Here is a 21,359-nt window from a genome sequence, read left to right as displayed (position 1 = left end):
ATATTATTCTTTATTTTTAGTGATTAAATTTTATATATCTTATCTCGAACCTTTATTTTGTAGATTTTATTAACGGAGCTATCTTTATATGTATATGCAGATACACTTACGAAGTGTTGTCTTGCCGGTTTTGGCGCTGATCAGTTTTTCATCCCAAGCCGCAGAATCGCTGAATAACGAGCAAAAACTGGGAGAACATTTATTCAAGGATGCAAATCTTTCGCTGAACAGAAATCAGTCCTGCGCCACTTGCCACAGTCTGAACCCTGCCAATGGAAGTGCACCCTCTCCAGGATTTGTTGATCCGGATAACGTCAATACCTTTTACTGGAACAAAAAAGAAGGTCTGTATATGGGCGGCCAATTCTGGAATGGTCGTGCAAGGGGTTTGAAAGAACAGGCACAGGAACCTTTCCTGAATCCCCGTGAAATGGCAATGCTAGGCATATCAGCGGTGGCAGGCCGGATAAAAGAGGGGGGGAAATACCATCAGTTGTTCTGGGATGCCTATAAAGTCAATCTGGATAATATCCAGGATGAAAGCTTTCCGGATAATGGAAAAAAGCCAGCTGATGACGAGAAAATCTTTGCACTTGCAGCCAGGGCAATCGCAGAATTTGAGAAAACCACCGTTTTCAATAAATTCAACTCCAAGTTTGATTATGTTCTGGCTGGGAAAACCACGTTTACTGCCAAAGAGGAAGAGGGATTACGGCTATTTAATGGAAAGGCCCAATGTTCTGCCTGTCATATCAGTGAAACGACTCATTTCAAAAGCGAAGGAGCGCATAATAAAAAAGGGAAAATCATGCCGCCACTGTTTACAGACTTTACTTACGACAACATCGGCCTGCCCCGCAATGCAGCCATACCGGATGATCCGGATCGCGGTCTTGGCGGGCGCGCCGACATTGCAGCAATGGATCCTGATGGCAACGAACTGGGCAAGCATAAGGTCATGACCCTGCGGAATATTGCTTTGACCCCACCCTATGGTCATAACGGAGTCCTTGTATCATTGAAGCAGGTGGTGCATTTCTATAACACCCGCGATGCATTGGGAGAACTGTTTACAGATAACACCGATACGATCAATTTTGGCATTACCGGTTGGCCCTTGCCTGAAATTCAGCAAAATGTGAACGTAGATGAACTGGGTGATCTCAAGTTAACTTCTGAAGAAGAAGATGCCATTGTTGCCTTTATGGAAACGTTAACCGACGACTATCCAATATGGGGTAATGACCCTAATGTACCCATGAATTCACCGCCTCCATTCTCGATTTCTCCTTAATGGGAAAGAAAAAGCTAAATTGAGGCACAATATTAACTGATCCTGTTTGGGTGAGGAATGCGGCGGTATCTATACCTTTCTGATCAACCAGTTGTAAATGCTACGAATAACTATTGGCAGTTTTTCCCTATAGCTATATGTTGTTCATAAGGACTGTCATAGCCTTTCCCTATATCATTCGTTATTCACTTTATACCCATCGACGCATCCCGGGCAATGAAATCCGCCCTCTGGATGAGGCGACCTGCTTGCTGTCCGGGCGGCGAGGTGCACGATTAGGTTTTTCGCCTGAATCATTCATTTCAACCGGCCCTGCAACGGAAGCAGAATTCTCAGCCATCGACCCCCGCTGTTCCAGCATCGCCTGCAGGCGTTCCCAATAATAAGGATCCGGCTTGCCATGGCGTGTACGCCCGATCATGATTTCCCGGTGTGCCCCCACTGCCCAGGCATACACCAGCGTATCCAGCGGCTCGTTGCGTTTGAAGCGCGCCCCTTTCTTCTGCACATAGCGCCGGGCTTCCGGGTCATACACTTCCGACAGCAGGCCATCGAAATATTCCACCTCCAGCCCCTGGCCAAACTGGAATGCCCGATCTTCCTGGGCGCGGTCGGCATCGCTGGCCAGCGCGCCATAAAGAAACGCCTTGCAGTATTCCGTGCCGACATTCCACAATCCGAAGCTGCCGCGCAGCACTTTTCCCTTGCGCGTCTTGTCCGGATAGCTTGGAGAGGAGGCAATCGCCTTGCCCATGCGCGTGGTACTGCCCTGGCCAGCAAACACCGGTATGCGCAGTCCAGGCCGCTGCACAAAATTGCGCACCTGCTCGCCGCGGTGCCCGCGGCTGTCGATCAGCGCCCCGCGATAACGCATTGCCTTGCCAAAGGCATTCAACAGCGGCGTATTGAGATAGACCTCCAGTTCATCCCACACCTCCAGCCGGGTGGTGTCGCCCTGGATCTCATGCCAGTCGATGATGCGATGTCCGGATGCACTCCACCCCAGCACCGTAATCGCCAGCCAGGAGTCCTGGGTGTCGATGCCTGCAGTCAATGCCAGAATGCCGGGAGGAATGGTGCGCAAGGGAACGTCATCCACACGTCGTAGCAGATCGTTTGACTTGAGACTGCTGGCCTGGTCCTCCCAGGTTTCGCCAAGATCCGTATTGATGAAGGTTTTTAAGGTGGCTACATCCTGTCTTGCCAGCGTGAACTGTTGCGCGAGATCCAGCCAGCTCGGCCCCAGGCCGATCGGTGCATATAATGCACTGAGGTGATAACCCCGTCGCCGGTGATCCGGATTCTCCGGTTTCCATACCCCGGCGGCCAGCATCGCCGGCTTGTGGTGTTCTTCGAGGCACGTGCCGCAATGCTCGCATTCATACCACACCTGGCCTGCGGCCAGATTCCATTTCAGGTTGGACCACTTCAGCGATTGCGCCTCCTCGCAGGCAGGACAGGGCACATAAAATCTGCGCTGGTCGCTGGCCAGATATTCGCGCTCGATCAGGCTGGCATCCTTTACGGTCGGAGTACTGATCAACACCAGCTTGGAACGCGAGAACGCCTTCAGCCTGCCGCGGGCCAATCCGACCGGATCGCCTTCTTCTCCAATTTCTGACGGAAAGCGGTCGAGGTCATCCATCACCAGATTGCGCACCGACTTCTGCGCATAGCTGTTGGGGCTGTTGCCCCCGGCCAGAAATAATATGCCGCCGGGGAAATCGATCAGATCCTTGCTGTTCGCCGCATCGCGGCTGCGCAATCCACCGAGGATGTCGCGCACGCATTCGGTTTCGGTCAGCAGCGGATTCAGCTTTTGCACTTTCCAGGAATCCCGGCTTTCCAAAGTCGGCATCAACACCATGGTTGGTGCCGGGGCATGCTCCATGATATAGCCCAGCCAGTTGACCGTAGCCTCCGTGACCCCCACCTGGCTTGATTTCATCACCACGACTTCCGATACGGGTGAGGTCACCGACAGGCAGTCCATGATTTCGCGCAAGATCGGATTGCGCACCGTTTTCCATTTGCCGCGCTCGCCCGACTGCTTGGACGACAACACCCGATGACGATCGGCCCAGGCGGATACCGTCAACCGGTCCGCAGGTTTGCAGGAGGCCGCCAGGCGGCGATACAGATAACCACGATCGAGTTTCAGTCGGACTGCCATGGCTTACTCCGGAAAGACTTTACCGCTGGATTCCAGAATGGCGCGCTGCCCGGTATATTCCTGCCAGCGCCGGACGATTACATCTACATAGCCTGGAGAGAGCTCGGACAAACGTGCCCGCATTCCCAAACGCTCGCAGGCCATCAAGGTGGAACCACTGCCGCCGAAGGGATCGAGCACGACCTCTCCACGCTTGGCACTGTTGACCAGCATGCGCTCGATCAATGACACCGGCTTCATGGTTGGATGGACATCATTGCACAGCGGCTTGTCTTCGGTCAGCACATCCGGCAACAGCTCCTCCACCTTCACCTCGCCCTCCATGACGAGGATTGTGCTGCCCAGCTGGATTTCCCATAGCCCGTCTGGGCGATGGGTAAAGGGATTGGCCTCAAGCTGGCGAATCGTGGTCTGCTTGCGCCCGCCATACCAGCGATGCGCCGCACCGGTTTTCCAGCCATACAGGATGGGCTCATGCATCCATTGATAATCGGATCGTCCCAGCACCAGGGCATTTTTTCTCCAGATCAGGCACCCGGAGAGCTTGAAACCATTTTGCAGGAATAGCTCGGTAAAATTATGGCGTTCGGTTTCGGAATGTGCCACATAGATTGCGGCCCCCGGCTTCATCACGCTCCAGGCGGCACGATAGAAGCCGCCCAGGAATGTCCGGAAACTGGCCTCGTCCAGATCATCGTTGAGAATGCGGTCGGTGTTTCGTTGCTTGCCGTTCTTGCCATGATTCTGGAATTCGGCACAATCGCCATAGGCGACGTTATAGGGTGGATCGGTCCAGCAGGCATCGGCAAGCTCGCCCTGCATCAACGCCTGTAAGCTGGTGGAAGACGTGCTGTCGCTGCAAATCAAGCGATGGGATCCCAATATCCAGATATCTCCAATAACACTGACGGGATCCATCGGCACCGGTGGCGCCTCATCCGGATTTTTTTCCGGAGGCGGATCGGCAAGCAGATCGGCAAGGAAGTCGGCATCAAAGCCTAGAATATCCAGACCATAGCCTTCCTCACGCAAATCCTGCAGTTCCGCGGCCAACTTGTCCAGATCCCAGCCGGCATTCAGCGCAATCTGGTTATCCGCCAGGATATAGGCACGCCGCTGGGCGTCGCTTAATCCGGTGATGCGCAGACAGGGTACCACCTCCAATTGCATGCAACGCGCTGCCATCACCCGGCCATGGCCGGCAATGATGCCGCCGTTTTCATCGATCAGCACCGGGTTGGTAAAACCATACTCGCGGATACTGGCCACGATCTGCGCAATCTGCTCCTCACTGTGGGTACGGGCATTACGGGCATAGGGCACTAGCGCATCTACGGGCAGACATTCTAGCTGGTCATGGATGCGCGGTGACGTTGGGCTTTCAATGCGAGAATGCGCCGGATCCGTATTGCGTGAATCATCCATGCTTAATTTCCGGAATTCTGCATGGTCATGCAAGCAGGAATCTGTCATGGATGGGGTCATGGAATTTGATTTGGATTCGGTCATGGTAGCAATCCTGGGTTCAGTCATTTTTTACTCCTTGTTGATTCCGTGTGCGTCGTTGCATGGTTTCCGCCATTTCCAGCTGGATTTCTTCTGCCATTTCACGGATCGCGGTATGGGTTTCCGATAAGGTGGTGAGGGGATAGACGATGGGGGCCAAACGGTCGGCGAGGTTTTCCAGGAGAGAGGACAGCGTGGCACCAAAATCGCGCAGCACGAAATCGACATCTTCCCGGGCAATCAAATTGCCGGCCATCTTGTCGCGCGCCATCTCCTCCTGGTCCGCCTGCGCAGTCTTGATGCGGGCTTCGCTGATCGCACGCACGCGGCGTGCCTTGTCCAGGCTGAGGTCGTGGCCTGATATGGATGGGATCTCTTGCCGACCTGCTGCATGACCCATTCTGCCATGGGTGGCGGATAGGCCTGCCTGGCCATCTGGAAATCCGGAATCCGCTGCACGCTTCTGTGCACGCTGTTCCGCATGGAATTCCGCCACCTGCGGGCGATCGCCTTGTGTGGCATGGATCCGAGCAAGCGAAGTCTCGACGTTGACCAGGTCATGTTCCATTACCAGGCGTCCGGCCTGCTTCAGGCGGGTGATATAGGCTTTGTCATGGCCCAGGCGTCTGGCAAACTGGGACTGGTTTTCCAGGGTCATGGCCGGTCCTCCGGATTCCACTGGGGTTCCACGCCAGTTTTTACGGACTTTTTGCCAATGAACCCTGTGTTCCACTGATACCACGCATTCCACGGGGTGAGATATATACGTGAGAGAAATAATAAGAACGGCATCCGGATGCGCACGTAGGCCAGCCAGTTGAGCACCCACTGGTAGACTTCTCTATGGTTGGATTCGTTGCTGCACAGGTATTGCAGCAAGCCCAGCAGGGCAGTGCATTTCCCTTCACGCGGCTCGGTCGGCCAGCCGCCCCACAGATTGCAGACAATTCTGGGATCGCTTTCCGTGGGATCGAAGCCGACGCTTTCCATCGGCACGACCCGGCGGTCGGGTCGCTGTTTCAATTCCCGCCAGGCGTGATCCGGACAGATGTCGAGAACATCCTGCTTCAGGAGCAGTATGCGCCGCTCCTGATCGAACAGCAGGCCCTTGCCGCCATAGATCAGGATATAGCGGGTGCAGGCTTCTTCGATCGATAACAGGGGTTTTTCGGTGTCGGGTTGTTTGGATCCATCGGAAAGAAGAGAGGCCGGAGATGCGGCAGATCCAGGTTGCCATTTCAGTTCGCGTAGCCGCGCTTCGATCTGGCTGCGGACTACATGCAGCCCTTCCAGGGTATGCAGATCATTGAAGTCGGTGATCTTGTGATCCCCACGGTCCTGGGTAAACCGGGGTGCCACCCAGGCGCCATTCACGGCCAGCGCCGCGGCACTGGCGGCAGTGATGCCGGGATTGCCCACCGTCAGATGATCATCGTCGGCGCAGATCAGGATTTTTGCACGGGGATAGGTTTTATGCAGGACCACCGCCACCGGCATCAGGTTGCCGGCATCGAATGCCACCGCTACCGGCAACTGTGTGGCCTGATACACACTGGCCCCAGTGGCATAGCCTTCGGCCACCAGGCAGATCCAGGTGGGGGAACCGCCGAGCAGGTGATAGTGTCCCTGCTTGGCCAGACCTTTTGGGAAGTATTGTTTTTGCAGTTTGTTGCCGCGGTTCCGGCCGCGGATGATCTGCAGGCCATGGATATTGCCATAGGCATCGCACATCGGGATTGCCAGGGTGCCGTGGCCATGGGGGTCAAAGCGCACGCCGTGGGCAGCCACCCCCTTGCGGTCGAGATAGTCTGATTCACCGGTTGGCACATAGGCTATCCAGACCCGGGTAGCAGTCCGTGCCGCCAATTCCGCTTCGGCTGCGCGTAGCGCTTTCATGCGCTGCTGGTTTTCCGCCTGGCGTTTCTTGATCGCTGCGCGCAGTGCCGGGTCAGGAATCAGCGGTTTGAACTGGCCTTTTTCGTCACGGCGGTTCAGTTTGACCGACTGCTTGCCAGGATCGTTGCCGTGGTAGATGCCATAGGCACCGACGATATCGGAAACGCTGATTCTGAAAGCTGAGTTAATGCCGAAAGAAAAACTTGATATGTATTAATCCTGATATGTATTAATTTGGACTTGCCTCAGCTCACGGACTAACTTTTAGGTTGCGAGTCACTTTCGTGCCAGAAGAATTACATGAAAGTCAAAAATATAAATCACTTTACGTGTATAGCCGGGAATTTTGTAATTTAAGAGGAATACTGCTTGGCTCTTTCATAAAACGTCACTCCCATCCGTTCAATATGTTCCCGCAATTTAACATGATCCAGTTCATCAAACAGGGAAAGGTCTATGGTGTATGGCAATAGCAGATCATCCAGCTCATTAGCGATCTTATCGCACAGATCCGGGGTGAGCGCATCACCATATAGGGTTAGGTCAATATCCGAGCCTGCCTGATAGTTTCCTTTCGCCCTGGAGCCATAGAGAACAGCTTTTTCAATTTCCGGAAAGCGGGCAAAAACGCCACGGATCTGTTCAATCGTAAAATTGGGTAACCCATACTTCATGGATCGATATCCTGCTGTTCGCTCAATTCAGTAAATTTTGTAGCCATGCTTGCAAAGGCAGGATAAAACCGGTTCAAAATATCCTCTGCAACAGCAGTGGCGACGTTTAAATTGTAGGTATGCGAGGTTTTATTGCGTGCAGCGATCATTTTCATCCAGTCTTCGCCTTGTTCAATCAGTCCATTTTTGAACGCAGCACGGGTGGCATCCCGTGAACCCGTCAAATCCGTGATGCCCTGGTATTGCAAATAATCTTTCAGAACATTCCAGGCCAACTCATGTGTAAACTCGAAGCTCTGGATCAACCCCTGCTGTTCCAGTTTGGTCAATTCCCGGGTTTGCGCCAGTTCCACCGCTTCCGTCAAGGTTTGAAATACCCGGGTGAAGTTGTTGAATCGCTGTTGCCATCGGATATCTTGCATCGCCTGATTCCCCTTTATAACAAGGTTCTGATTTTAGCCAGCACTTCCGCGCTCTCCGCATCCAGCTTCGCAATTTCAGCCATAATTTCCTGTGGGCTAGGGGGCTGCATCACATTATTTAGAATTTTCACTGAAAGCAAAGGGGGTCGGGTCCATATCGGATATTGGTTCTCACATCTTAATTTTTCGGCCGCCACCCATCTGGCTCACCCCCAGTTAGTAATGAATTCAAACGGCCCTATGAATCCCTAAAATGTCGGTATATCTATAATCATATGGGATGACTGTTCGCGTTGAGAATTGTAGCATTCAGCGTCAGCCTGCTGAAAGCCAAGTCGAGGCTGCTCCTGACTGGAGTCTGGCTTAAACATAAAGGTCATATCTTCAAAATGTTCCGTTGTTTGACTTGCCCTAGCAAAGCGCCACCCCGCCAGCACCGGCTTATCTGTTCTTTAAACAGATTCAGCCGTTACAGCCCCGGTTATCAAGCGGTTCATGGCCAAAGACGGCATATTTATGCCGATTATTTGCTATAAACTGGATCAGCAGCATGATACTGCTACTTACAAGGAAAATATGTTGACCATGTTAGTTTAATCGGCATAAAATGACCACTTTAAAGCATTATGTACATTTAACAGGCATATTATGACCGAATGAGTGCTCTGTTATTTAAAACGCCAGAAGAACTCCAGTGGATACTGGGTGAACGGTTACGCCGTTTACGCCTTGATCGTAATCTGGATCAGCGTACCACTGCAGAAAAAGCAGGCATTTCAGAGAAAGCATTACGTAACCTGGAGGCCGGGCGCGGGTCAACGCTGGAAACCTTGATACGCGTACTGAAAGCGCTGGAATGCCTCCATGGGATTGATGTGCTCGTTCCGGAACCCAGTATCAATCCACTCAATTTGTTGCGTCAGTCAAAAGCACCACAACGCGTGCGGCGTAGTGTCCGGTTGCCGAAAGATCGTTGATGGACATCCCGGTGATTGAGGTGCGCATTTGGGGAAAGCGTGTGGGCGCTGTAGCGCCTGACCCGCGTCTGGGATGTTATGTGTTTGCCTATGATCCCGCCTGGCGCCAGCTCGGCATCGAACTGGCGCCGCTCACGATGCCGCTGGATGATCCCCGCACGACATTTGCTTTTCCGAACCTGTCCGAGCCAGCATACAAACGCCTGCCGGGTCTGCTGGCCGATGCATTGCCCGACGATTTTGGTAATGCTCTCATCGATGCGTGGATGTCCGGCAAGGGGGTGGAGAAACGTGCCGTCACCACGCTGGATCGCTTGGCATACATGGGCAAGCGAGGTATGGGAGCCCTGGAGTTCAAACCCGCAAGAGGCGCTCACCGCGAGAGCGCCGAACCATTAAAAATGAAAAATCTGGTAGAAGCCGCCCGTATGGTTCTGCATGGTGATCTTTCTGGCGGTATGGAAGCCCGGGCTGCGCTTGCCAATATGATCCGGGTCGGTACTTCTGCCGGGGGCGTGCGCGCCAAGGCGGTAGTCGTATGGAATCCTGAAACCAACCAGGTTCGCAGTGGCCAGTTTGACGCGGCACCCGGGTTCGAACACTGGCTTCTCAAGCTGGATGGTGTGGGCAAGGATTTCGAGTTAGGTGGCACCGCGGAATACGGACGGATCGAATACGCCTATCACCTGATGGCAAAAGCCGCCGGCATCAGGATGTCGCAGTGCCGGTTATTGGAAGAGAGCGGCCGCGCCCATTTCATGACCCGCCGGTGGGATAGGGAGGTAGAGAATCAGCATACGATCAAGCATCACGTACAAACGCTTTGTGCTATGGATCACCTCGATTACAAACAGCGCGCCACCCATGCCTATGCACAGCTTTTCATGGTCATTGCACAGCTCGGGCTGGGGGATGAATCCAATGCACAGGCGTTTCGGCGCATGGTATTCAACGTCATGGCAAAAAACTATGATGATCACACCAAGAACTTTGCGTTTCGCTTGAAGCAAGGTGGATCATGGGAGTTGGCCCCGGCCTATGACGTGACGCACGCATACAATCCTCAGGGAGAATGGACCTATCAACACCTGATGAGCGTCAATGGAAAATTCCGTGATATCACCCGTGCTGATTTATTGGTAGAAGCACAGAGATTCAGCATCCGTCGCCCATTGGACCTGATTGCTGAAGTCCGGGCTGCCATCGGTAACTGGCAGCAGTTTGCACAGGATGCAGGTCTGACTACCGGAACGGCGCAAGCGATCGCGAAGGATTTTGAGCTGATTTGAGTTTACTCGGCTGAAAATGAAAACGGCTGGTGTCGGTGATCACTGCAACAACCGGAATCTCCGATGGTCAAAAGGGTTTTGCAAAGTAACAATCCCGGCATGGTATGTAGATTGCAAAATTATCTATACTGAATTTCCCCCACTTTTCTTAGGTATAGAAAAAACCTTGAATTAGAACGTGTAGGAGTTTTTGTGGTGCCATGGATGCATGTTTATTTCTACTGAATACGGCTTCGGGTTGCAGAGTATTGAAGTGAGTTGTGATCTTCAGCCAGAAAATGGAGGTTCAGAACAGAATAGCGGTGCAGGATCGCTTAGACCTGCTGTCCGTGCATCATTCAGTGCCAGCATGGCGGTTTGCTTTATATTTTTTTCATAATCGTGCTAGATTGTCGCCCATGATAAAAAAAGTCAATATGAAACACGCAACACTGCGCCAGCTTCAGGTTTTCGAATCGGTTGCGCGCAACCTGAGTTATTCCCGCGCCGCCGAGGAGCTGCATCTTACCCAGCCTACCGTTTCCATTCAGATTAAGCAGCTAACGGATATTGTCGGCCTGCCTTTGCTGGAGCAGATCGGGAAGCGCATTTTCCTGACTGACATGGGCCGGGAATTGCTGCTGCTATGCCGCGATATTTTCAAAGGATTGTCTCAATTTGAGATGCTGATCGCAGACATGCATGGGATGAAAACAGGAAAGCTACGCCTCGCGGCGGTCAGCACGGCTAAATATTTCATTCCGCGCTTGCTTGGCTCGTTTTATGCGCTTTATCCGGGCATTGAAGTATCCCTTCATGTTACCAACAGGGAAAGGATATTGCAGCGCATGGCAGATAATGAAGACGATTTGTATATGCTTGGGCAACCGCCCGAGCATATGGATGTGCAAGCTGAGTGCTTTATGGAAAACCCGCTGGTGGTTCTGGCGCCTTCCAGTCATCCCCTGTCGGGAAAGAAAAATATTCCTTTGCAGCGTTTGGCAGACGAACCTTTTCTGGTTCGGGAGCAGGGATCTGGTACCCGGCTCGCTACCGAACGGTTTTTCAGCGAACATGGCTTATCACTAAAAGTCAGGATGGAGCTGGGGAGTAGTGAGGCAGTCAAACAGGGAGTTGCAGGCGGATTGGGCATTGCCGTGGTGTCAGCGCATACCCTGGCACTGGAAAGAAACAGCAAGGAACTCTCCATCCTGGATGTTGCGGGATTTCCCATCCGGCGCCAGTGGTATGCGGTATATCCGGAAGATAAAAGGTTGACAGTGGCGGCCAGCACTTTCCTCGATTTTCTGAAGCGGGAAAGCCAGTCCGAAGCAAACCGTTACCTGTCGGATATTCCTGGTTTTACATTAAACCAGGATCAATGAGGCCGGATTTTCCCTGATTCGGGGAAAGCCTTGCATGGATTGGATGGCTGCCTGTGTTTTATAGGGTGTTGTTCAGTATTTTCTATTCCTATTTTATAAACTATTTATGGATGAGTAGATTCAATCGGGAGAGATTCCCGCTGAAACATTTTTTTGGTCTATCATTATAGCGGCGCAAGCATGCCTGACATTCTGCGCCGCTTATGGATCAGCTTATACTCTTTCCCGGTTTTATGGATCCGCTGCCATATACCACTACATAAAGCAGGCCACCCATGATGGAGATGTTTTTCATGAAGCTGATCATCTGGTTTTGTGCTTCTTCAGGTGGCATGGCCCAGAAATTATGGAACAGGACAGCGGTCATTGCGGTAAAAATAAATATTGCTGCTGCGGCCCAGCGCGTATACCATCCGGCGATCAGCATCAATCCCCCTCCCAGTTCAACGATGATGGCACCTATGGCCAGCATTTCCGGGAATGGCAGTCCCTTGCTGGCTATGTAGCCAACGGTTCCTTCAAAGCCGGTGATCTTGTTAAAGCCCGCCATAACGAATATCAGCGCAATCAGAATACGACCCAATAACGGGCCAAATTGGTTCAAGGCATTCATGGTTGATGTCCTTAATTTATGGTATTGTTAATATATCTCCATGATACACCTGCTACTTGGAAACTGGATTGTTCCGGTTTTCAGGTAGCATGCACACCATGGAACGTTGTTGAAATTACAGTAGCAAGGCTACCCTAAAATATATCCGGTTTATGTGCGGTATCGAACATACCGGGATATGCGGCACAATTATTCTATGTATCAGGCGAGTTGGCTGGTTGCTGCAGATCAGACAGGAACTGCATCTTACATTTTGGAGGAGTGGGAATGAAAAAAACTGGACTGGAAATCAGGACAATGAGTTTTTTCTTGGAGGGCCTGCTTTTTGCGTCCGGCTGCGCATGGTCTGCATCGGGAGAGCCTTCCGGAAAAGGGCATGCATGGAAGAGTGGTGCTGAAATTTATGAAAAGATTTGTGCCTATTGCCATGAAGAGCGAGTAGGCCCGCGCATTCGTAAACGCGGGTTGCCGCCACAATATATTCAGATGACGGTTCGCAGCGGAAGGGGAGCCATGCCCGCGTTCCGTGCCGCGGAAATCGACGATGATTCACTGGCGATGCTGGCTGAATACATTTCGAAAAATCCTTAGATCCTGAGTCCGGGAGGAATACATCACCATGATGAACGAACACCGACGCAACCTGATGAAAGGCGTACTTACCGGGGGAACCCTGCTGGCCATGGGCATTCCCGGTATTACCGAAGCCGTGGTCATTCGCCAGCCCGAACCTGGAAAAACCAGAAACTGCCAGTTGTTGCTGGGAAACACGGCAGCAGGAGAGGGATTTTCCCGAGGGGGCTATGCCGCCTGTTCTGCTTATACCGAGTATAGCCAGGGGATTATTCCAACCGTCAGATTAAAAGATGAACTGCTGGTTAATCCCCGGGGCGTGGCTGAATTTCTGGATATTTCGCCCAACACCCGCTGGATTGCGGTGATGGATGATGCCAGCGCGGCGATATTCCTGGAACTGGTGCGGGAGTCAGGCGGCCATCTGCTGGCATACGGCTCCCATGCCTTTATTCCGGATGGTGCGGAATCCGGTATGCTTCGCCATGCCTGGCGTTCCGCATCTCCTGCATTCAGTGCAGGGAAGATGCTGGCTTCCGGGCTGATGGAAAGCCGCCATGATTTTTCCATTGTCGAAAACTTTCTTGAAACCCCGGAAATGCCGGGGGCAGTGGCCGCTCTTCCTGTTCCGGATTTTTCTGTCTGGCAGTTGGGCGGCAAGCAGGATGTGCATTTGTATTGTTCCGGCATGAATCCGGTTGAAGCCTGCAAGTCGGTTGGCTGGGAAGCGGAAGACGGGCGGAAATGGGTAACCCGAACGGTAGAATCTTCCGGTGCTGCCGGAAATCAGCCGGACGGCCCGGCTGCTGTTGAATTTCCCGGGTTCCGCGACTGGGTGGAAGCGACAGGCTATGCAACCGTTGCCATGGCGTTGGGGATGGGAAGCCAACGGGATTTCTGTTCCAGCCGGGCATTTGTCTGCGGTTCGAGTCATTCCGGAATGGGTAATTCGGCGTTATCCGGGATGCATTTCGTATCGTTAGTCATTGACGTCTAGGAGGCACATAAATGGTCAGCAAATATATCGCTTTGCCCAAAGGCGTAACCGAGGAGGTCTTTGACGTCGCAATCAGCGAATTTCGTGAGGTGCTCGGTGGGGATGCAGTGCTGACGGGCGCGCAGCAGCTGGCTCCCTATATCAAGACGATGATGCCGGTAGCAGATGAGGAGCATGTGCCGTCTGCGGCATTGCTGGCCACGACAGTCGAGCAGATTCAAAAGATCGTCGCGATCTGCAACCGGCATAAAGTACCGGTCTGGACTATTTCCACCGGGAAAAATCTGGGCTACGGTTCTGCCGCGCCCGCAGAGCGCGGCCAGGTGGTGCTGGATTTGAAGCGTATGAACCGGATTCTGGAGGTGGACAAGGATCTGGCCTATGCCCTGGTGGAGCCGGGCGTAACCTACCAGCAGCTGTATGACCATATCGAGGAGCACAAGTTGGGCCTGTGGCTTTCCATGCCCGCCCCCTCCGCGATTGCAGGACCGGTTGGCAACACGCTGGATCGTGGCGTCGGATACACGCCCTATGGGGAACATTTCATGTTTGCCTGTGGAATGGAGGTGGTTCTTGCAAATGGCGAGGTATTGCGCACCGGCATGGGGTCGATGCCCAATTCCAATACCTGGCAGGTATTCAAATGGGGGTACGGCCCCTATCTGGACGGGATTTTTACGCAGTCGAACTACGGGATTGTAACCAAGTTTGGTTTCTGGCTCATGCCCGAGCCTCCGGCGTTCAAGCCATTCGTCATCCAGTACGACCGCGAAGAGGATATCGTGGAAATTGTGGATACCATCCGTCCGCTGCGCATCAATGGCGTGATTCCCAATGCAGTTGTGATCGCTCATGCGTTGTATGAGGCTCCTGTGAAAGCCCGGCGCAGTGATTATATGACCGGGCCCGGCTCCATTCCGGATGAAGCGGTTTTCAGGATCATGAAAGACCATAAACTGGGGATCTGGAATGTGTATGCGGCACTTTATGGTACGCAGGAACAGATTGATGTGAACTGGAAAATCGTCCGGCAGGCATTCGGAAAATCCGGGAAGGCGAGGATACTCACGGAACAGGAGGCAAGTGGAGATCCGGCATTTGTCTATCGGGCCAAGTTGATGCGAGGGGAAATGACCCTCAAGGAGTTTTCCCTGTATAACTGGCGAGGAGGTGGCGGTTCGATGTGGTTTGCACCGGTTTCGCAGGCACGGGGAAGTGAAACCCTCAAGCAGATGGCGTTGACCAAGCAGATTCTGGCCCGGCACGGCCTGGATTATTCGGGTGAGTTCATCGTTGGAATGCGTGACATGCACCATATTGTGGATGTTCTATATGACAAGACCGATCCGGAGCAGACGAAAGCGGCTTACCAATGTTTCGATGAGTTGCTGAGTGAATTCTCTGCGCGCGGGTATGGGATTTATCGTGTCAATACCGCTTTTATGGACAAAGTCGCGGAAACGTATGGCCCGGTGCAGCGAAATATCCACAAAATACTGAAGGATGCGCTGGATCCGAATGGAATCCTGGCTCCGGGCAAATCGGGTATCCGGTAGCAATGACGCTGGCCAGGGAAATGCAGTTTTTTCAGATAAATGAAATCCTGTGACCCGGGCTGGCTGAAGTGTGATGCTGAAAAAATAGATTCAATATGCGAGGATGAAGGAGATTTACATGGCTACATACAAGGTTGGATACATCGTTGGTAGTCTCTCTAGTACTTCCATCAATCGCTTGTTGGCCAAGGCGTTGAAACATTTGGCGCCGTCGGAACTTGAATTGACGGAGATTCCAATTAGAAATTTGCCCCTTTATAGCCAGGATTATGACGCGGATTTTCCCCAGGTAGCCCGGGACTTCAAACAGTCAATCAGCAATGTCGATGCGTTGATTTTCGTGACGCCGGAATTTAACCGTTCAATTCCCGGCGGTCTGAAAAACGCGATCGACTGGGCCAGTCGGCCATGGGGTCAAAATATCTTGGCACGCAAACCTTCGGCAGTTATCGGCACCTCCCCGGGATCAATTGGCACTGCAATCGCACAGCAGAGTCTGCGTGGGGTATTGTGCTTCTGCAACTCGCCGCTGATGAATTCGATGGAGGCCTATATTCAGTTCAAGCCTGGCCTGATTACCGAGGATGGGCAGGTCACAGATGATTTGACAGCCAAATTTTTACGCAACTACATGAATGAGCTGCATACATTTATCGTGAGGGTACTCACAGTGTTGCCGCGCAATGTATAAGACCTACAGGAGAATAATCCCATGAAGATTAAAGCATTGGTGGTTGAACACAAAGCGGCTCCTTTCGAACTTCAGGAACTCGATCTGGAGGAGCCTGCGCGGGGTGAGGTACTGGTGCGTATCGTTGCCTCTGGCGTGTGTCATACCGACGCCATCACCCGTGCTGGCGACATGCCTATGCCTTTTCCAGCCGTGCTCGGCCATGAAGGTGCTGGCGTAGTAGAGCAGATCGGCCCCGGTGTCAGCGAGATCGCGCCTGGCGACAAGGTCATCATTGGCTGGCCGTCCTGTGGCATTTGCCGTAACTGCCTGGATGGCCAACCGCGCTATTGCCTCAAGACCGGCGATGCACTGGTCTCCGGCCTCCGTTTTAAAGGCGAGCGCAAGGGCACCACTGCGTATTCACGTGATGGTCAGCCCATCAACGGTCACTTCTTCGGTCAATCGTCGTTTGCCACCCATTCCATCGTTTCGGCCGATGCGCTCGTCAAGGTTCCGGGGGACACATCGGTTGACCTGCTCGGTCCTCTGGCCTGCGGCTTGGCTACTGGCGCCGGGGCCGTGCTCAACGAGGCGCGCCCGCGCCTGGGCGATTCTGTATTGATCGCCGGTGTGGGCGCTGTTGGCCTGGCGGCAGTCATGGCGGCCAAAAACTCCGGCGTCACCAAGATCATTGTTGCCGACATTCATGATAACCGGCTTGAACTGGCCAAAGAATTTGGCGCCACTCACGTCATTAATTCACGCAGCCAGAATCTTGTGGAAGAAGTGCGCAAGATCACGGGCAGCACGGTAGATTACGCTTTTGATTGCACGGGTGTCATTGCGGTAATTGAGCAGCTTGCCCAAACGGTGGGCATGCTCGGTCACATGGTGCTGATCGGCGGTGCCCCGGCAGGCGCACACTTTTCGCTCGACCATCTCAGTACCCTATGGGGCAAGCGTGTCATGGGCGTGCTCGGTGGCGGAGGACGCTCCGGTCAACTGATTCCAGCGCTGGTTGAGCTGTTCCAGCAAGGACGTTTTCCGTTCGACCGCCTGGTCAAATTCTACGACATGAACCAGATTGAGCAGGCACTGGAAGACTCAAAATCGGGCAAGGTGATCAAACCGATCTTGCGGATGACCCAGAACTGATCCTGCGGCACTGCATCAACATATTGAATATGCTGGGTGAAGGCATGCAGATCGATGCGGTCCGAAGGTCAGCTTTGACGTGAACGGCATAATGATCCATCACCGGGACATTGCAGGGGAAAGCAAGCTGGACCTGTTCATTCCTGCACTGGTCGAGCTGTATCGGCAGGGAAATTTTCCCTTCTACAGACTGGTGAAATTTTATTTTCGCAACCAGATCAATCAGGCGGCGGAAGACAGCGAGAAGGGCCTTACCATTAAACCGATCACCCGGATGTAAGGCAAATTCCAGATTATTCAGTTGGCGGGACTTTTATTTGGATTTCTCCGGAAATCCGCATGCCTGGCAGGTGTCATCATGTTTGCATCGCAGCGATGCCGTTCACAGACCGGGCAAGAGGGTAACGGGCGGATTGATTTTCGCTATGGTTATTGCGATTTCATCATCCATCCCCGGATTGCATGTGGCTCAGTTAGGGTAGAATTCAACACTGGGCCATCCACCTGCACTGTAGCTATAGGAAATCATATATTATAATTAATTATATAATGTATTTTTTATATATATCCGGTTGGGCTTCCATCAAACCGCGCGTTTGCAGACCTGTTGTTTCCATTTTGGTGTTGTTTCTGCCTGGCCGGATGAGTCTTCCGCTGAAGTTAGGCATGCCATAGTGTCATGTTTAGTATATACTGAAGCGGGAGCCTTGCACGGATTTTCGTGCGAATCTTCGTGCCTCGAAACGTCCGCAGCCGGATATTTCCGGCAAGGCATGACAGGCATTTCAGAATCCCTATGCCGAATGCAGAAACGCGGTTTATGAGAAGCCAGATAACCAATAATTAAAAATGTGAGAATTAATATGAATTTAAGAAAAAATCATTTGATCAGCAGCGGTCGCAAACTGATTTCTGCCGGCGTGCTTGGGTTGTCGATCGCAATGGTTCCCTGCTTTGCCCAGGAAAAGGAGCCGGTTCAGTATCTGGATCAAGGATGGGACGATGCGATGCGTGAGCTGTATTATTTTACTCCGCAGGGTTCCCGTCTTATGCCTTATTCCTGGTTTCTGGCTCTTGAAACTGCAGCAGGGGAAACCCGATTCAGCGACCCGGCCAACATGGCTCGTTATGGGTGGCTGAACCATGGCCGAGCCAGGCTGAACCCGGACAATCTGCCGATCGGATTTACCAAAGAGCCTGCGAACGACTCGGCAGAGAAATACTGGGTAGGGATGACCTGCTCTGCCTGCCATACCAATGATATTCAGGCCAAAGGCAAGAGAATCCGTATAGACGGAGGGCCTGCGCTGGCTGACTTCACGCTGTTTATCACCGAGCTTTCTGCAGCCGTGCAGGCCAACCTCAATGACCAAACCCGGTTCGGGCGCTTCGCTGCAAATGTGCTGGGCCATGATCCCACGCCGACGGAAACCGCGCAATTGAAGACTGCATACCGGACTTTTGCTGCCGAGCTTGTGGGTAACCTGTGGATGCGCACTCCACACCGGCCCTCCGGACCAGGCCGGGTGGATGCCCTGAACCAGATTACCAACGCTCTTGCCGTGACCAATCTGGGTGTACCGGAAAACCTGCGCCCGGTGAGCGCACCGGTCAGTTTCCCGTTTGTCTGGCTCGCTCCTCACCTTGATTGGGTACAGTGGGCACCGGTGGCATCTTCTCCTATTGCGCGCAATGTTGGCGAAACCCTGGGCGTGTTCGGAAAGGCGGAATTTAAAGACTCCAATAATCTTTTCCACTCCAGTGTGATGCTGAAGCAGCTTCATGAGATGGAAGAGTGGCTGGCAACGCTCACATCCCCGCCCTGGCCGGAAAAGCACTTCGGCAAGGTAAACCGGAAGCTGGCCAAAAGGGGCCGTGAACTGTTCGACAAGAGCTGCCGGGGTTGTCATAACATGCCACCGTTTGATTACACGGCAAAGGAAATCAACGCATTTGGCAAACAGTTCATCAAGACCCAGCCCATCCAGATCACCAAGGTTGGAACAGATTCGCAATATACCCACAGCCTGATCTCCCGCATCACTGCAACCAGCAACCTCGGGCCTCTTTTGTTCCAGAATGAACCGGTTACCCCTGGAGCCAATTTTTTCCTGACTACGGTTGGCGCCACACTCAAGAAAGCGATTGAGGATGCCAAACTGACGCCTCAGGAAATTTTCGAGTACAACGGATACCGGTTTTATCCTCCTTCCGGTGATGATCCAGTCCCGCAAATCTGGAAACCATCCCCGGAAGCGCTCACGGCAATCAAGGCCAGCCCGCTTGTCGGCATCTGGGCGACAGGTCCGTTCCTGCACAACGGATCGGTTCCCAATATCTATGAGCTGTTATCTCCGCCGAATGAGCGTTCCAAGACCTTCTGGGTGGGAAGCCGTGAAATTGATCCGGTGAAACTGGGTTACAAGTCCACCAGGAATCAGTTGACCGCCAAAGAACGCTCGCAACTTTTCCTGTATGACACCAGTTTACCGGGAAACCATAATTCCGGGCATGCTTTCCCGAAAAAAGCCCTTAGTCCGAAGGATCGACTGGCAATCATCGAATATTTGAAGGATGTCAGGGAAGATGCCGGGCAGGGGGATTCTGCTGCAAGCACCCATCCCGCCGCTGCAAAATATTCATCCGGGTCGGAAAAATCGTCACAACCCGTTACCGACAAGAAATAATGAAAGGTCTAGACATGAATTTCCTGCAACAACTGGACAATACTCCTGAAGATCAGAAACATGCCCTGGTCAAGGGCTGGGTAGATTCAAGATCGCTGAAGTTTTATGAAGAACTGCGGCAAAACCGGCCCATCCTGAGCGATCCCGTGTGTACTTATGTCGCAAAGTATGAAGATGTCATGGAGGTACTGCGCCGCCCGGATATTTTTACCGTGGATCTATATAAATCCAGCATGGGTGATTACATGCTGGCTCAGGATGATACGGCCATTCACTGGCGGGAAAAGGGCATCATGCAGTCGATGCTGAACTGGGATGACCTGGCAATGGTTCGCCAGGCAACATCCGAGCATGCCTGCAAACTCGTTACGGGAAATTCCGGAACCCTGGATCTGGTAGATCAATACAGCCGTCTTGTCCCGACTTTGATCGTACAAACCTACTTTGGCCTGAATGGCTGCTCCACCGATGATCTTTGCCGGTGGTCCTACTGGAACCAGTACGAAAGCTTCCATAACCAGCCCTTTGACGTCCTTTCCGCTGAAGAGCGTGCAGAAATCCGCCAGAATTTCCTTGAAGCCGGCAAGGAAATGAAGGCGTTCCTTCAGGAGTTGTTGCCCCGACGGATTGCTGAGATCAGGGGCGAAAGCAGCGCGGATGATATCCTGGCTCGCATGCTTCGCACCCAGTATCCGCCCAGCGTCGGCTTCCCCCCTGAAAGGCTGGCCCGCAACGTTCCTGGATTGCTGATCGGAACCGTGGAAACCACGGCACAGGCCGTGACGCAAGTGGTTCATTACTTCCTGGGCCATACGGGAATTCTCGAAGAGGCGAGGTTATTGCTGGCAGAAAACAAGGTGCAGGAATTTGATAGCTATGTCTGGGAGGCGCTGCGATTTGATCCGGTCACTCCCTATCAATTCCGAATCTCATCGCAGGACTATACCCTGGCCAAAGGAACATCCAGGGCAACCTTTTTGAAGGCGGGAACCATGGTACTTCCTCTGACGCTCTCGGCGATGTTCGACGAAAATTATTTCCCGAACCCTCATGTGTTCACCCCTGGACGGTCATTTTCGGACTATCTGCATTTTGGCTATGGCATGCATGAATGTCTGGGCAAGTATGTGGCATCGGTTCTGGTCCCGGAAATGGTGCGCAATATTATCCTGCTTCCGAACGTGCGATCCGAATCGCCGATTGAATATGGCGGCACGCCATATCCAAAGCATTACCACATCGCCTGGGGGTAGCCCATTGTAACTTCCCATTGTGGCGCTGCGGCAAACATCCGGAACCCAAAACCAGCCTGGCAAAAAGATTGCTCCATCCTCATGATGGCGACCAGGCTGGCCGGACGATCTCATGGCAGGGCACCGGATACAGCTGGCAAGGACTTTCCTGGCAAGGCATGAAGCAGGAGTAAATCCGTAGCGGTTTTTGGTCAGTCATCGGGCGAGCCCCGGAGGTTTCAGGGTGAATTCAGCGTATGACCGATATGCAGTGTGCT

The 21,359-nt window shown here is 52.8% G+C and carries 19 protein-coding genes; 12 read left to right on the top strand and 7 right to left on the bottom strand.

Annotated features, from left to right (window positions below; translation table 11 throughout):
- The first annotated feature begins 94 nt into the window (after positions 1-94).
- Entirely contained in the window at positions 95-1,294 is a 1,200-nt protein-coding gene (locus KJA68_RS05125; RefSeq protein WP_213035861.1) for a cytochrome-c peroxidase, read from the top strand.
- Positions 1,295-1,484: 190 nt separating this feature from the next.
- Here the strand turns inward: KJA68_RS05125 and KJA68_RS05120 are convergent, their stop codons facing one another.
- The 6 genes from KJA68_RS05120 to KJA68_RS05095 form a co-directional block, all read right to left on the bottom strand.
- Complete coding sequence (locus KJA68_RS05120) at positions 1,485-3,467, bottom strand: phage terminase large subunit family protein (RefSeq protein ID WP_213035860.1); 1,983 nt, start codon at positions 3,465-3,467, stop codon at positions 1,485-1,487.
- 3 nt (positions 3,468-3,470) lie between these two features.
- Positions 3,471-5,000, bottom strand: coding sequence for a site-specific DNA-methyltransferase (locus KJA68_RS05115; RefSeq protein WP_213035859.1), 1,530 nt, complete (start codon positions 4,998-5,000; stop codon positions 3,471-3,473).
- A complete protein-coding gene (locus KJA68_RS05110) occupies positions 4,993-5,631 on the bottom strand; it encodes a hypothetical protein (RefSeq protein ID WP_213035858.1) in 639 nt (212 codons plus the stop codon). Before KJA68_RS05110 ends, KJA68_RS05115 begins: the two co-directional genes overlap by 8 nt.
- Positions 5,628-6,869 (bottom strand): toprim domain-containing protein, encoded by a 1,242-nt coding sequence (locus KJA68_RS05105; RefSeq protein ID WP_213035857.1) that lies wholly within the window; start codon positions 6,867-6,869, stop codon positions 5,628-5,630. The genes KJA68_RS05110 and KJA68_RS05105 overlap by 4 nt, the downstream gene beginning before the upstream one ends.
- 353 nt (positions 6,870-7,222) lie before the next feature.
- The gene (locus KJA68_RS05100; RefSeq protein ID WP_213035856.1) at positions 7,223-7,543 is read right to left on the bottom strand and encodes a nucleotidyltransferase domain-containing protein; all 321 of its coding nucleotides are present in this window, start codon (positions 7,541-7,543) and stop codon (positions 7,223-7,225) included.
- Positions 7,540-7,965 (bottom strand): nucleotidyltransferase substrate binding protein, encoded by a 426-nt coding sequence (locus tag KJA68_RS05095; RefSeq protein WP_213035855.1) that lies wholly within the window; start codon positions 7,963-7,965, stop codon positions 7,540-7,542. The genes KJA68_RS05100 and KJA68_RS05095 overlap by 4 nt, the downstream gene beginning before the upstream one ends.
- Before the next feature lie 656 nt (positions 7,966-8,621).
- Here KJA68_RS05095 and KJA68_RS05090 point away from each other — a divergent pair.
- From KJA68_RS05090 to KJA68_RS05080, 3 genes are all read left to right on the top strand, one after another.
- Positions 8,622-8,942 (top strand): helix-turn-helix domain-containing protein, encoded by a 321-nt coding sequence (locus tag KJA68_RS05090; RefSeq protein ID WP_213035854.1) that lies wholly within the window; start codon positions 8,622-8,624, stop codon positions 8,940-8,942.
- Positions 8,942-10,231: a type II toxin-antitoxin system HipA family toxin gene (locus KJA68_RS05085; protein ID WP_213035853.1), complete on the top strand. Its 1,290-nt coding sequence runs from the start codon at positions 8,942-8,944 to the stop codon at positions 10,229-10,231. The genes KJA68_RS05090 and KJA68_RS05085 overlap by 1 nt, the downstream gene beginning before the upstream one ends.
- 416 nt (positions 10,232-10,647) lie before the next feature.
- Positions 10,648-11,595 (top strand): LysR family transcriptional regulator, encoded by a 948-nt coding sequence (locus KJA68_RS05080; RefSeq protein ID WP_213035852.1) that lies wholly within the window; start codon positions 10,648-10,650, stop codon positions 11,593-11,595.
- Positions 11,596-11,803: 208 nt separating this feature from the next.
- Here the strand turns inward: KJA68_RS05080 and KJA68_RS05075 are convergent, their stop codons facing one another.
- Positions 11,804-12,208 (bottom strand): DoxX family protein, encoded by a 405-nt coding sequence (locus tag KJA68_RS05075; protein ID WP_213035851.1) that lies wholly within the window; start codon positions 12,206-12,208, stop codon positions 11,804-11,806.
- Between the two features lie 267 nt (positions 12,209-12,475).
- Between KJA68_RS05075 and KJA68_RS05070 the strand changes: the two genes are divergently transcribed.
- The 8 genes from KJA68_RS05070 (at position 12,476) to KJA68_RS05035 (ending at position 21,102) form a co-directional block, all read left to right on the top strand.
- Positions 12,476-12,799: a c-type cytochrome gene (locus KJA68_RS05070; protein WP_213035850.1), complete on the top strand. Its 324-nt coding sequence runs from the start codon at positions 12,476-12,478 to the stop codon at positions 12,797-12,799.
- A gap of 28 nt (positions 12,800-12,827) precedes the next feature.
- Positions 12,828-13,778 carry a hypothetical protein gene (locus KJA68_RS05065; RefSeq protein WP_213035849.1) on the top strand — a complete coding sequence of 317 codons (951 nt, stop codon included), beginning with the start codon at positions 12,828-12,830 and terminating at the stop codon, positions 13,776-13,778.
- Between the two features lie 11 nt (positions 13,779-13,789).
- On the top strand, positions 13,790-15,334 hold the full coding sequence (locus KJA68_RS05060; RefSeq protein WP_213035848.1) for an FAD-binding oxidoreductase: 1,545 nt from the start codon (positions 13,790-13,792) through the stop codon (positions 15,332-15,334).
- 118 nt (positions 15,335-15,452) lie between these two features.
- Positions 15,453-16,025: an NADPH-dependent FMN reductase gene (locus KJA68_RS05055; protein WP_213035847.1), complete on the top strand. Its 573-nt coding sequence runs from the start codon at positions 15,453-15,455 to the stop codon at positions 16,023-16,025.
- 21 nt (positions 16,026-16,046) lie between these two features.
- A complete protein-coding gene (locus tag KJA68_RS05050; RefSeq protein ID WP_213035846.1) occupies positions 16,047-17,162 on the top strand; it encodes an NAD(P)-dependent alcohol dehydrogenase in 1,116 nt (371 codons plus the stop codon).
- 91 nt (positions 17,163-17,253) lie between these two features.
- Complete coding sequence (locus KJA68_RS05045) at positions 17,254-17,442, top strand: hypothetical protein (protein ID WP_213035845.1); 189 nt, start codon at positions 17,254-17,256, stop codon at positions 17,440-17,442.
- A 583-nt stretch (positions 17,443-18,025) separates the two neighbouring features.
- A complete protein-coding gene (locus KJA68_RS05040) occupies positions 18,026-19,849 on the top strand; it encodes a di-heme-cytochrome C peroxidase (RefSeq protein WP_213035844.1) in 1,824 nt (607 codons plus the stop codon).
- On the top strand, positions 19,849-21,102 hold the full coding sequence (locus tag KJA68_RS05035; RefSeq protein ID WP_213035843.1) for a cytochrome P450: 1,254 nt from the start codon (positions 19,849-19,851) through the stop codon (positions 21,100-21,102). The genes KJA68_RS05040 and KJA68_RS05035 overlap by 1 nt, the downstream gene beginning before the upstream one ends.
- Positions 21,103-21,359: the final 257 nt, after the last annotated feature.

The sequence above is a fragment of the Candidatus Nitrotoga fabula genome, from assembly GCF_905221025.1.
Taxonomy (GTDB): domain Bacteria; phylum Pseudomonadota; class Gammaproteobacteria; order Burkholderiales; family Gallionellaceae; genus Nitrotoga; species Nitrotoga fabula.
Note: the sequence above shows the minus strand (reverse complement) of the source record. Positions and strands in the feature narration are given on the sequence as shown.